This window comes from Bacillus sp. AFS029533 (assembly GCF_002585125.1).
Classification (GTDB): Bacteria; Bacillota; Bacilli; order Bacillales; family Bacillaceae_G; genus Gottfriedia; species Gottfriedia luciferensis_B.
The window spans coordinates 417,198-430,890 of the sequence record NZ_NUQC01000021.1 but is presented as its reverse complement, the minus strand read 5'-3'; the positions used below and the strand labels follow the sequence as shown (position 1 = coordinate 430,890).

12 protein-coding genes are annotated in these 13,693 nt (G+C 33.8%); all 12 read left to right on the top strand.

Annotation, left to right across the window (positions count from 1 at the left end; genetic code table 11):
* Positions 1 to 258 precede the first annotated feature (258 nt).
* Positions 259 to 597, top strand: coding sequence for an ArsR/SmtB family transcription factor (locus COE53_RS13105; RefSeq protein ID WP_069035053.1), 339 nt, complete (start codon positions 259 to 261; stop codon positions 595 to 597).
* Positions 590 to 1,045 carry an SRPBCC family protein gene (locus COE53_RS13100; RefSeq protein ID WP_069035052.1) on the top strand — a complete coding sequence of 152 codons (456 nt, stop codon included), beginning with the start codon at positions 590 to 592 and terminating at the stop codon, positions 1,043 to 1,045. The genes COE53_RS13105 and COE53_RS13100 overlap by 8 nt, the downstream gene beginning before the upstream one ends.
* A 178-nt stretch (positions 1,046 to 1,223) precedes the next feature.
* The gene (locus tag COE53_RS13095) at positions 1,224 to 1,649 is read left to right on the top strand and encodes a MarR family winged helix-turn-helix transcriptional regulator (protein ID WP_091022577.1); all 426 of its coding nucleotides are present in this window, start codon (positions 1,224 to 1,226) and stop codon (positions 1,647 to 1,649) included.
* Positions 1,633 to 1,971 (top strand): DUF3147 family protein, encoded by a 339-nt coding sequence (locus COE53_RS13090; protein WP_069035050.1) that lies wholly within the window; start codon positions 1,633 to 1,635, stop codon positions 1,969 to 1,971. Before COE53_RS13095 ends, COE53_RS13090 begins: the two co-directional genes overlap by 17 nt.
* Positions 1,972 to 2,057: 86 nt before the next feature.
* Positions 2,058 to 2,447 (top strand): YkvA family protein, encoded by a 390-nt coding sequence (locus tag COE53_RS13085; RefSeq protein ID WP_098948222.1) that lies wholly within the window; start codon positions 2,058 to 2,060, stop codon positions 2,445 to 2,447.
* A gap of 245 nt (positions 2,448 to 2,692) precedes the next feature.
* The gene (locus COE53_RS13080) at positions 2,693 to 3,934 is read left to right on the top strand and encodes a helix-turn-helix domain-containing protein (protein WP_091022573.1); all 1,242 of its coding nucleotides are present in this window, start codon (positions 2,693 to 2,695) and stop codon (positions 3,932 to 3,934) included.
* A gap of 298 nt (positions 3,935 to 4,232) precedes the next feature.
* On the top strand, positions 4,233 to 8,348 hold the full coding sequence (locus COE53_RS13075; protein WP_091022571.1) for a S8 family serine peptidase: 4,116 nt from the start codon (positions 4,233 to 4,235) through the stop codon (positions 8,346 to 8,348).
* 216 nt (positions 8,349 to 8,564) lie between these two features.
* Complete coding sequence (locus COE53_RS13070) at positions 8,565 to 9,032, top strand: DUF3291 domain-containing protein (RefSeq protein WP_091022569.1); 468 nt, start codon at positions 8,565 to 8,567, stop codon at positions 9,030 to 9,032.
* A 141-nt stretch (positions 9,033 to 9,173) separates the two neighbouring features.
* A complete protein-coding gene (locus COE53_RS13065; protein WP_091022567.1) occupies positions 9,174 to 10,565 on the top strand; it encodes an L-cystine transporter in 1,392 nt (463 codons plus the stop codon).
* Positions 10,566 to 10,950: 385 nt separating this feature from the next.
* Positions 10,951 to 12,219 carry a penicillin binding protein PBP4B gene (pbp4b, locus tag COE53_RS13060; RefSeq protein ID WP_286143739.1) on the top strand — a complete coding sequence of 423 codons (1,269 nt, stop codon included), beginning with the start codon at positions 10,951 to 10,953 and terminating at the stop codon, positions 12,217 to 12,219.
* 504 nt (positions 12,220 to 12,723) lie between these two features.
* Positions 12,724 to 12,897 carry a hypothetical protein gene (locus COE53_RS23985; protein WP_175403529.1) on the top strand — a complete coding sequence of 58 codons (174 nt, stop codon included), beginning with the start codon at positions 12,724 to 12,726 and terminating at the stop codon, positions 12,895 to 12,897.
* A gap of 424 nt (positions 12,898 to 13,321) precedes the next feature.
* A complete protein-coding gene (locus COE53_RS13050; RefSeq protein WP_069035045.1) occupies positions 13,322 to 13,684 on the top strand; it encodes a lipoprotein in 363 nt (120 codons plus the stop codon).
* Positions 13,685 to 13,693: the final 9 nt, after the last annotated feature.

Genomic DNA, 13,693 nt, shown 5'->3' with positions numbered 1-13,693 from the left:
TCGTCTACTCATTAGTAATTATTTATTCCTATTCATTCTCAAATAACTATTCTTGTCGAATATATGAAAATCCTGCTAATTACATCTTCATTTAACTTTTGGAAGATAGGAAACATTGATTACGTTAATTAGCTATTTAATAGGTTAGCTTATGGTATAAAAATTAAAAGAGCAATAACAAGGATTGCTTCATTTCTGATTATACGAAAAATGAACTAATGAACTTGACATGCAACTTATTAGTTGCTTAATATATAAATATTAGGGAGGTCGAATGAAATAGATAAGGTTTTTAAAGCACTTGCCGATTCAAGTCGTAGAAAATTGCTTGATGAATTATTTATAAATAACGGACAAACATTAAGTGAAATGTGTCAAATTCTTGAAATGAGTAGACAAGCAGTAACTAAACACCTGGTAATATTAGAAGAAGCAAATCTTGTTGTAATAGAATGGCATGGTCGAAATAAGCTTCACTATCTTAATCCAGTACCGATTAACGAAATATCAAAGCGATGGATGAATAAGTACGAACATAATCGCTTAGATGCATTAAGTGAATTAAAAAAACTTGAGGAGGATTCTAACAATGAATAAACCACAATTTGTTTATGTTACATACATCGCTACTACACCCGAAAAGCTATGGGAAGCTTTAACAAGCACTCAATTTACTGAAAAATACTTTTTTGGAACTGCGATTGAATCTGATTGGCAAGTAGGATCAACTGTTTCTTATTTACGAAATGGCGAGGTTACAGACTACGGAACAATTTTAAAATGTGAACCAAATCGCTTACTCTCTTATACTTGGAATCACACAAACGATCCCACGAATCGTAAAGAACCATCTATCGTTACATTTGTGTTGAAAGAATTAGAGTCGACAGTTAGATTAACGCTGAAACATGAAAATCTAGAGCCTACTGATTTAGTAGATCGTGATGACACGTTTGAAGGATTAAATAACGGCTGGCCAGCAATTTTGAGTAACTTAAAAAGCTTGCTTGAAACAGGAACTACATTGCCACCAATTTCGATTTAAGAAAGGTAGTTTAAATGGTTTTTGAAAGGGACTCCCCATATGTCATGTTAACTGGCAGAGGGACGTCCCTTTTTTTATTGTAATAAATCTCCTAACTTTCTATTTCACATATATCGTATTATAAGATATAATCTGTCTATAAGAACTAATCGTATTATACGATATAAGGAGATTCGAAATGGATAAAGAAATAAAACAACTGAACCAATTATGGACTGATATTTACTATCTTTTACGTTATAAGCATAAAGAAAATATTACGCACCAAAGTGTTCGGATTTTACAAATTATCGATAAAGAAGCTGAAGTAGGGATAAAGGATATTTCTGAAGGAATTAAAGTCTCTCACAATACAGCCTCAGAACATGTTAAGCGATTACTAGAAAAACAATATGTTTATAAAACTCGTGGTAAGATTGATCAACGAAAAGTAATCCTAATGCTTACTGATTTAGGGAAAGAAGTATTGTTACAAAACTCCAGTTTAAATGAGGAAAAGCTTCAACAGCTTCTCTTTAAACAGATGACAGAAGAAGAAAGAGAAACGATTATGAAAGCCTTTAATTTAATGAAAGAGAGGGCTCAAAATGTACGCGATTATTAAAATATTTACTTCAGCAATTATTATCGGAGTGATTACTGAAGTAGCACGCCGATTTCCCACACAAGGTGGTTTGATTGCGGCATTACCTATCGTTAGTCTTTTAAGTCTAATTTGGCTAAATGTTCAGGGCGAACAAGTACAAACATTAAGTAAATTTGCATATGGAGTTGTACTTGGTATTCCGGGTACGGTGATTATGTTGTTGATTATAGGAGTAGCGCTTCAGCATTCAATACACTTAGTTACTTCAATCGGACTTGGCATTATAGGGTGGCTTGTTTATATTTTTGCCCAAGATTTAGTAGTAAAACATTTGTTTTAAATTAAAAAGTTTTTTGCGACTTTTTTACAATTTTGGAAAATAAGTTTTGATATAATGAGTTAAATAAACGCTAATTAGGAGATAAAATGTTTAAAAAACTAAAAATTTGGGCGAAGAATTTAAAACGACAAATCTTTACACTTTATTTTGCTTGCAAGGATGAACGGGTTCCTTGGTATGCAAAATTATTCATCGTTTGTGTAGTAGCATATGCTTTTAGTCCGATTGATTTAATCCCTGATTTTATTCCAGTTTTAGGCTATTTAGACGATGTAATTCTCATTCCTATAGGTATTTATATCTCTTTAAAGCTGATACCAGATAATGTAATAGTCGACTGTGAAATGAAAGCAGAAGAAATGATGAAAAATGGTAAACCTAAAAATTGGATAGTCGGATCATTCATTTTAATGATTTGGTTAGTGATTTTTATTTGGGTAATTTACAAGGTTTATCAATTAATTAGTAAAGTTTAATATGAATGAAAACGGCTGTCCGGTTGAAAGGGCAGTCGTTTTAATTTTATTATTATATGTTTTTAAAACAAAAATTGGCTATAAATATCTGTGATTAATGTCATGTGTATGGACTAGATTAGTCCATATGCCACCTTGACAGTTTTTCATTAGAGATTTCTAATAGATATATTAGAATTTTAAGAATTTTAAAGTTATGGAAGTACTAAATAATTCAAAATCACTAAAGAAAGGTGGTAAGAAAAGTGAATTTAAAATTGTTTCATAAAATAATGGATCATATGAAGGAAAGAAACTGGAATATAACTCAACTTGCAAGAAATTCTAGTATTCATTTGACTGAAATTAGCCGAATTTTAAATCATAAACAAACTCTTTCTTTACGTAATTTAGATGCTATTACTTCAGGTTTAAATCTGATTGAAGGCACCTTATATTCAGATTATATTGAAGAATGTTTTAATGAAAATAGAATTTTAGATAAACGAAGAAGTATGGAATTTTTATATAAATGTGCTTCATTTGGTTATTTAGATCAGCTTACTATTATTTTTAATAAAGTTTTAGATGAAAGCCAGAAAGCGATTCTTAAGAAGAATTTAAATACAATTTTTTTAGTTGCCGAAAAGCTGTTTGAAGAGAATAAAGAGTGGGAGGCATTACCACTTTATGAGTGCATAATTGAAAGTATGTCCGATCATAATTCAATTCAATTGGCGAAAAGTTATTATAGAAAATATCGCATAGTAAGGACGACGAAACAAGGACGGGAGGCAGAAGTACTTGTTTTGAGGTATTTAACGAAATTGACTAAGGAGTTTCAATTATCAACTTATTTATGGATAATGGCTACTTGTTATCTTCGCCAGAATTGGAAAATGGTAATGTATTATGCAAAAACATTGGAGAAACTTTCCAATGAAGAAGATTATTATGGTAGAGCACTTCTTTATCAAGGTTTTGCATTACTTCGTTTAGGTGGTTCTTTGGACGAGGTTTTGTGCATAATAGATCGTTATTCAAAGGTTAATGAATATTATGGAGAATTAGCTGAAGGAAACAGATTTATAGCATACTTGGAATTTGAACAATATGAATATGTTGATGAGTATCTTGACTGGTTGGAAGGTAGGGAAGACATGTTTGTTGGTTTACCTAGAATTTTAGAAGTATATGTAAAGCTAGGGCGGTTTGAAGACGTTGAACTTTTGTTAAATCGATATTTTCATATTTTTGAAGAAATGGCAAAAAGTAAAGAGCCATTTAAGCAGCAAATGTATTTGAAATTCCGTTATGCACATGCTTTATATCAGTGTGCAAGAAATAAAGTTACTGAAGGAATACATGAAATCTTAGATGTTATCAAAACCGCAATAGAACTAGGTATAGCAAAAGGTTATGGAAAGTGTCTTTTGATGTACTGGTATTATAGACATAAAATTAATTCTGAGCATGAGCTAAAATATTTGCAAATACTAAGTAAATAACTAGGGAAACTAATAGAACTTTATAAATGAAGCATCTCCACAAGGTAATTATTCCTTGTGGCTTTTTTTGTGAATTGCACTTTTATCCCGCTATTTTTAGAAATTAACTCACCATTAAACTCCATTATTAGACTTTTTTTATAAATTTGACGGAATTTTCAAAATAGTAAAATTACGTAAAGTCTTTTTATAATAAAACGCGTAAGACTATCTAATTGAAGGGAAGAGAAGGATGAGGAAGTTGTACTGAAATTAATCGTTTAATGATCACTTACTTAAAGGGAAAAGGGAGAAAAAGATGAGAAAAAACATTACAAAATCAGTTACTGCACTTGCTATAGGAACTAGTTTAATAGCTGGAGGTTTTGTATCGTCATCTGGGATTAAACCAGTGAAAGTACAAGCTGCAATGAATACAGATTCAATTTTATCTAAGCTAACACCAGAGCAAAGAAAAGCTTTGACTCAATTAAAAATGAGCGATCAATCAGGGCTTCAAATCAGCCCGGATGTTAATTTGAACAGTGATGAAAAAATTACGGTAATCGTTCAGTTTAAAACATTACCATCTAAAACTGCGGTCATGTCTGCGAAAGCTGAAGGTAAATCATTAAGCATATCACAGGCTGATCAACAAGTTGAAGATTCTCATTCGAACTTCCAAAAGGATATAATATCCATTTTTAAAAAGGATAAAATTAAAACGCCATACACAATTAAGCGAAAATACAAACATGCATTTAATGGTGTATCTATGCAAATTCCCGCTAATAAGGTGGAAGCTTTGATGCAATCCAAAGTTGTTAAAGCTGTATGGGAAAGTAAAGAAATAACAGTGGATCCTCCTGTTGAACAAGAAAGTACTGAAACTAGTGATTTTCCTGAAGGAGATGTGAATCCATTTTTAGGAGTGGACAAGCTTCATGAAGAAGGATATACAGGTAAAGGAGTAAAAGTAGGGGTCATCGATACAGGAGTTGACTACAATCACCCAGATATTAAAGCTGCTTATAAAGGTGGCTATGATTTCGTCGATAATGATATTGACCCTATGGAAGCAACCTATGACGATTGGAAAAAATCAAAACAGCTAGAAGTTAATGCAGGGGCAACATATTACACCGTTCACGGAACTCACGTTTCTGGAACAATTGTTGGTCAAGGTACAGCTGACTCTGAATATTCAGTTACAGGTATTGCTCCTGGTGCCGATTTATACGTGTATCGTGTACTTGGTCCGTACGGAAGAGGTTCATCTGAAGCAATCATCGCAGGGATTGATCGAGCTGTGAGTGACGGGATGGATGTAATCAATCTATCACTCGGATCTGATTACAATGATCCAATGAATCCAATTGCCTTTGCAATTAATAACGCAGTATTGTCAGGTGTTACAGCTGTGTTAGCAGCCGGAAATGCTGGTAACGGTATGTATACGGTTGGAACGCCAGGAAATGCACCATTAGGATTAGCTGTTGGGGCAAGCAGTGTACCGACTACGATAGAAGAACTTAAGGGTTCAGTTCAAACAAGCACTGGAAAAACGGCTGCAGACATTCGCTTAATCGCTAAGAGTTTTACAGACCAAATTCAAAACTTTATTGGTCAAAACTTACAAGTAGTAGATACAGGTTTTGGAACATTGGCAGATTATAATGGTAAGGACGTTAAAGGGAAAATTGCTTTGGTTCAGCGTGGTAGCATTACATTAAACGATAAAATCAAATTTTCAAAGCTAAAAGGAGCAGCGGCACTATTTATCTATAATAATGATCCGAAAGAAGGATATGTTCCGAACTATTTAGGTGAAGGTGTTGCGAATATACCTACATTCTCATTAACAAATGCCCAAGGACTAGATTTATTACAAAAAGTAAAAGCAGGAGATACTACCTATTCATTTGAAAAATTGGGTCAAGTGAAGACAGAAGGTGACAAACTTGCTCCGTTTAGTTCACGTGGTCCGGCGCGTGTAACGTATGATATTAAACCTGAAGTGACTGCACCAGGAGTAGATATTCTTTCTACAGTGCCAACACATTTTGCTGGTAGTGCATCGCTTGGTGACTATAAACATGCATATGCTCGTTTATCAGGAACATCAATGGCAAGTCCACATGTAGCAGGTATTGCTGCATTAATATTACAGGCACATCCGGATTATACACCTTTAGATGTAAAAGCTAACTTAATGAATACTGCCGATCCATTAAATGATAAGTATAGTGTTTATGAAGTTGGGGCAGGGCGCGTAGATGCATATGAAGCAGTACATGCTGGAGTCAATTTAGAGGTACTGGACACTACTGATACAATGATTGGCAATAAAATGAAAACGATTAAGGAAACGACAGGAGCTATTAGCTTCGGCACATTTACATCAACTGGAGTAAATAGAGAAGATCATCGTAATGTAGTATTAAGAAATGATAGCAAGGAAACGAAAACGTTTGATGTAAAAGTAGTTTATCAGTCTTCAAGAATATCAAAAGATGCTGTGGCTAATAATGTAAAAATAACAGTAGATTCAGAGTTAAAGGTTAAGCCAGGTCAACAAAAGAAACATGCAGTATTTATAGATATTCGGGCAAATGCTGAAAAAGGGACCTATGAGGGATATATTGTATACACGAACAAACAAAATCCAGATGAAACATATCAAATTCCGTTTGCAGCGCGTTTCGTAGAAGAGGGTATTGAAGAAGTAGGTGCGTTTCCATATGCATTAACAAGTAATACGTATGACAATCATCCGTTTACGAGACCACGCACAGATCTATTCTTTCAATTGAAGTCTCATATGCGTTATATTGACGTAGTACTGACAGATGCTAAAACGAATGAAGACCTCGGTATTATTGGAACATTAGATGGAATTGCTGCAGATGAAAACGTTCTGTATCGAGTAGCGAACGGTTTTGGTGGAATCTATATTCCATTCTCTGCCGATCCGAATAGTCCGCTAGTTTACAAGTATGTGCAAGCAAAACCTGGTTTATATAAAATTAAATTTATTGGACGTAATGACCAAGGAAAGACCTTTACTTCCGAAACGAAAGTCTATGTCGAAGAAAATAATCCAACTGTTCAACATAGTCTACCATTCGGAGTTTACGAATACGAAGATGGTCAACAATCTATTCCTTTTTCAGGAAAAGTGTTTGATAAAGATATTGAGGATATGAAAACGATGGGATTTGATATCGACCAGTCATATAACTCAGTTGTTGGGTATTATGGTACATTCATGGGTCCTTATGGTTGGGTTGCATCACCTTCAGAAGAGTTAACTGTTGACGAAAATGGTAATTACAAAGGTGAAGTTAAATTAAATCCAAACGCTAATTTTACAAGATATTACTCATTTGCAATGGACTCCGCGTCAAATGGTGATTTTGGTAGAATGAATGAAACGCTTTTTGTTAAAAAAGGTAGTCCATATGTAACAGGTAGCTTGAATAAAGAAACGATTAAAATGGGCGAAACAGTTTCAACCACTCTATCTGCACATAACTTAAATAAAACAAATAAAGTATCATTTGAATTTGATTATGCTCCGTACAACTTTGAAATTGTGGATGTATTGAAAAATTCCCAAACGAAAAGTCAAATTAGCTCAGTAACAACTGAAGAATCAAATTCAACAAGTGGAAAACATATGAAAGTAACAGTAGAGTTAACAAAGCCAGTTTCTGGTGAAGTACCACTTCTTGATATTCAGGTAAAAGCTAAGAGTGATAACTTTAACAAGGGCTGGTATGAACTTCAAGACCTAAAAGCAAGTGTTACAAATAAATCTGGTTCACAAGAAAGTGCACCTGGATTTATGAAGTCGTTCAGAGTATTACCTACGTTTTCACAAATGGCTGCAAAATTAATTCCAGAAGGTTACTTTACACCACAAGGAATGCAGATTGCTCCTTACGATTACTCAAAAATTGGGGCTAAAATCAAAGTAATGGATGATCAAAATAATGTTTATACCAATGTAACTGTTCATCCTGAGGCGTTTTTTGAAGTATTCAATCTTCCATTGTCGGATAAACCATTTACAGTTGAAATGGCTGTACCAGGTCACTTCACAACGAAAGCGATCTTTACGATTGGAAAAACTACTGAAAATGGTGTTCTTGGAGAAGCAAAATTAATTGGTGGCATTAGTCTAATTGCTGGAGATGTCAATAATGATGATGTCATTGATGTTAAGGATGCAATCGCGATGAAATCAAACTGGGGTACAGCTAATCGAGCAACAGATATTAATTTCGACGGTACTACGGATGAAAAAGATTTTGCCTTCATTGAGCAAAACTATATGATGAAAAACCCAACCGTAACAGATGCTCCAAAACCAGTTAAGAAATATCAAGGTACAACAATCGACCTTGTTAAAACGCAATTAGGAATTAACTAGAATCTTATTTTTAGAGACAATCAAATGGGAGAAATCCTAGTTGATTGTCTTTTTTTGTGTACAGAATACTGAATTCGATATTCAATAAAGTCCACAAAGTGTCCGACTTTATCCAATTCTCTACAAAATATAAAAATATTGAAAAAAAGAATTAGTTATGAAATAAAAGCTTACTGGAATATAAATTTAATAAAACCTGTCTATGGAGGACTATTTATGGCTTTTGTTGCAATCTATACAGTTGGTAGGCTAAAACACCCATATGACCACACTGCATCTCGACAATTTTTTTCTGTAGGAAATGATGTCTTTCGTCAGGCTACAAAATCTGGACACATGATTGACGCGTTTTCATCTGATGGAATCTCTCTGCCTGAAGAAGCTAGTAAGGGGGATGGTTATCCTATACTTACACTAACAGTATGGAAGAATCTAGAATCCTTATATCGTTTTACGTACTCAGGGCACCATAAGCAAGCATTAAAAGATCGAAGCAAATGGATGGAATCTTATAAAGAACAGCACCTTTCATATGTTATATGGTGGACAGAGAAGCAAAGCGATGTTTCATGGGAAGAGGCCTTTAAAAGATATGACTATTACATTCAAAATGGACCAACTCCTACTGCTTTTGATTTTAAACATGCATTTGATCAATATGGTGAAGCGTTATTAATTAAGTAGTAATAGATTTCTAGATAAATTGTGCCTAAATGATAAAAAAGTAGGAATTTTACAAATAATTAATAATTCCTACTTGATTTATAGGAATACTTGTATTAATATTTTCGTAAATTAGATTATTAAAAGAAAAGGGGGAGAAAAATGAATACATTTCTTATCTGTGTAAATGTTGTAATCTTATTAGTACTTATGTATGGCTTGTATTTTATGCAAAAGAAGCATGTATCTTTTTCAAAGCGTGTATTCGCGGGTTTAGGTTTAGGTCTTATTTTTGGTTATATTATTCATCTAATCTATGGAACTGAAAATGACGTTACAGTCGGAACAATCGACTGGTTTAGCATTGTTGGTAGCGGTTATGTAAAACTATTACAAATGATTGTTATGCCGCTAGTATTCGTTTCGATTGTCGGAGCGTTTACAAAATTAAAGTTAACTAAAAATATCGGTAAAATTAGTGTCCTTGTTATTGGGATTCTACTTGGTACAACAGCTATTTCAGCAGCTATCGGAATTGGATCCGCTTTAGGTTTTGGCCTTGATGGATTTAAAATATCAGCAGGAGCTGCAGAGACTGCTAGAATTACAGAATTACAAGGCCGTGTGCCAACTGTAGAAGCGATGACAATTCCAAAACAAATCCTTGAATTAATTCCAAGTAATCCATTTTTAGATTTAACTGGTGCACGTGCAACATCTACAATTGCAGTTGTCATTTTTGCAGCGATTGTGGGAATTGCATACCTAGGGGTAAAACGTAAAGAGCCTGAAACTGCAGAGTTTTTTGGTAAAATAATTGATACACTTTATACAATAACGATGAGAGTCGTATCGTTAATTCTTCGTTTAACACCTTATGGAATCTTAGCAATCATTACAAAAGTAGCAGCAACAAGTGATTATGATGCAATCGTAAAATTAGGTAAGTTTGTAATAGCGTCTTATGTGGCTTTAATCTTAATGTTTATTGTGCATTTATTATTATTATCATTTGCAAAACTAAGTCCAGTAAGATATGTGAAAAAAGCCTTACCAACTTTATCGTTTGCATTTACATCACGTACAAGTGCTGGAACATTACCAATGACAATCAAAACACAAACAAAAGATTTTGGTGTTTCAGAAGGAATTGCAAACTTCGCTGGTTCGTTTGGACTTTCAATCGGCCAAAATGGATGTGCTGGTATCTACCCTGCAATGTTAGCTGTAATGGTAGCTCCATCAGCTGGTGTTGATCCAACAAGTGCATCATTTATTATCTCTCTAATTTTAATCGTAGCAATCAGTTCATTCGGTGTAGCCGGTGTCGGTGGAGGAGCAACTTTTGCAGCTCTTATCGTACTATCAGTTATGAATCTTCCAATCGCAATTGTTGGGTTACTAATCTCAGTTGAACCTCTAATTGACATGGGCCGTACAGCTCTAAACGTTAGTGGCGCAATGACATCAGGTATTCTAACAAGTAAAGCTACAGGAGAATTCGAAAAAGAAGTTTATCAGCAAGCAAATGTTGTAGATGTTGTTGAAGCATAAATTTAGTTTAAATGGATAGCCTATATTGGCTATCCGTTTTTTATATTATAAAGATAGAAATTTACAATCCTTTCCCTTGGTAGAAGAATAATCAAACTTTACAAACTACGAATCTCGCCTTTATACTAAAAATAGTTGGAATTTTCTTTCAATTATATGAAATGTAATTTTGAATTTTATTTTCAAAAATGAAACGAATATTTCAACGATTTGGCCTATGATCGTTTGGCTATTTTATTTTAAAGGGAGGAGATTTAAATTGGCTCGATTGACTCGTAGTATTGTAACGTCAACACTATCGCTTGCTTTGGTTACTACAACAGGTTCTGTCAGCTATGCTCAAACAAATGTAGAGAAAACCTCAATCCAGGCAGAGGTGAATGGAATGAAACAAATCAAACATAGTGATAACTTTCCCGTGTTGAGCAAAGTAAAACGTCCTGAGGAGGTTGGATTTTCATCAGAGAAATTAAAACAAGTAGATGAATTGATCCAGCAGGATGTAAACAATGGTTTTCCAGGTGCAGTTCTAATGATTATTAAAGATGGAAAAATTGTAAAAAACACTGCTTATGGGTACTCGAAAAAATACGATGGGCTATCACCACTGAAACATCCTCAGAAAATGAAGACGAATACAATGTTTGATTTGGCATCAAACACTAAAATGTATGCAGTTAACTTCGCTTTGCAACATCTTGTTAGTACCGGAAAAATAGACTTGAATTCAACTATACAATCATACTTTCCAAATTTTAAAGACAAATCAACTGATATAATTAAAGGGAAGGATACCCTACGCTTAATCGATATTTTACACCACACTGCTGGTTTTCCGGCTGATCCGCAATACCACAATCCTACTGTAGCAGGTTCCTTGTATACACAAGACCGTAATGAAACATTTGAAAAAATCGCTGAAACACCGTTAGAATACGTACCTGGTACGAAAAACATTTATAGTGACGTCGATTATATGATCCTCGGATTTATCATTGAGAAAATAACTGGCCAAAGACTAGACGACTATGTAGAAAATACGATTTATAAGCCATTAGGTCTAAAACACACTATGTTTAACCCTTTGCAAAAAGGATTCAAACCGAAAGATTTCGCGGCAACCGAGTTAATGGGGAATTCACGTGACGGTATCATTTCTTTTCCAAACATTCGTACATACACAATACAGGGAGAAGTGCATGATGAGAAGGCCAACTACTCTATGGGTGGCGTTTCTGGTCATGCGGGGCTGTTCTCTACGACAAGCGATTTAGCGGTTCTATTGCAAGTAATGTTAAATGGAGGTGGATATGGCAAAGTAAAATTATTTGATCAAAAGACGATTGATCAATTTTCAGCACCTTCCGATTTAAATCCAACCTATGGCTTAGGGTGGAGAAGAAATGGCTCTCCAAGTATGTCGTCTACGTTTGGATTGTATGCAAGTCCAAATGCGATTGGACATACCGGCTGGGTAGGCACTCTGACGATTATAGATCCGGATAATAATTTAGGGATTGTCTTATTGACAAATAAAAAACATTCACCTGTAATTGATCCACTAATAAATCCGAACAAATTTGTAGGGGATGACTTTGCTACAGGACAATATAAAGCCGTGGCGACTGCTGTGTATGAATCATTGATAAAATAAGGTTTAGTATCGAATAGAATGCATTACAATTATTAATTTTTATACTTACCTAGAAAAGAGAAAAATCGTCTATCTTGATTGATTTTCTCTTTTTTTTGTCAAAAATTATTTCAATTTATGCTCTGCTAAAGTAGATTGTTGATTTTCTTATTCAACTTCTATGAAAATCAGTTTCTTCATATATAGATAAATGACACATATCTAAAGAAAGCTAAGCTCAATCGTTAAAAAAAAGAGCTAACTAAAAAGCATAGTGAATGGTGGGTTAGATACATAAGAAAAATTTAACTTTTGTAGATAAATAGGCGGAATTCCCCGCTATATTTATTAGATGAGATTGAAGAAAAGACAGTTCCAGTTATAACAACTGCATTTAGGGGAAATCTTGATGGAGTATACTCGCATGATACTTATGAGGATTTTATTGAAAATGGTGGTTTTCTTATAGAAAGAAAAATAGATAATGTGGAAAATGCTATAAATGAGTGGGAAGAAGAATATGAAATGTCTGAGATTCAAATAGTCCTATTAAAATCCATTTTCAAACGTAAAATTGAAAATCCGACTAAAGACATCGTATTAAATGAAAAAGAAATAAAAATGATTGGGTCGGAAGATGAAGAAGGTCTAAGTGAAAGTAGAATATCATTTGAAGAGCTATTATTTTACTTATTATAAAATAATGTCATGCGATTAAGGCAGTGAGATACTTGAAGATAACGGGTCACAAAAGTGGCCCGTTTTTTATTGAACAAAATGTCAGTTTAGTTAAATTTCCATGAGTCTTTTGATTGATTAATACTTTTTGGTTAAATGATAAAATAAAAATGAATTTACAAATAAATATGGTATAGACTGATTTGATGGATATAGAGGTATGGATTTAGTAGTATCAATTTGCATGATTATGATAGTTTATTATTTAAGTCAAATTGTAAAAGAGTTACGAAAAAGATAAATCATAGTGTTATAAAAAGTTGAACATTGGGTGAGTGTGCAATGGATCAATATACACTAAGTAGAAAAGAGTAGTCGGGGCTATAGTATAAATCGGAAACAGGCTTCGTCAGAAAATCATAAATCTATTTATTGGAGGTCTATCGTGAAAAAAATCGTTCTACCTTTTTTGTTCGTTATCTTTCTTAGTGCATGTAATCATCATGCTGCAGAAGACAAACTGTTCGGAAAATGGTCTTACCACACAAAAACAACGAAATCGAATGAAGATGTTGATTATCAGATTGAATTTAAAGAAGACAAAAAAACAAAGCATGGGGTTCTTATGAGGTACACTACGAAAATGGCTTCTTTTAACCAAACGTTGGAACGACATTACAAAATCGTCTCGTCGACCGACAAACAAGTGAAGCTGAAAATAAAAGGGACATCAAACATTTTAACGGTAAAGGTGACAGATAAAACCATAACATTATTAGAACAAACATATAACCGAGTTGACGAATAAGTGTAAATG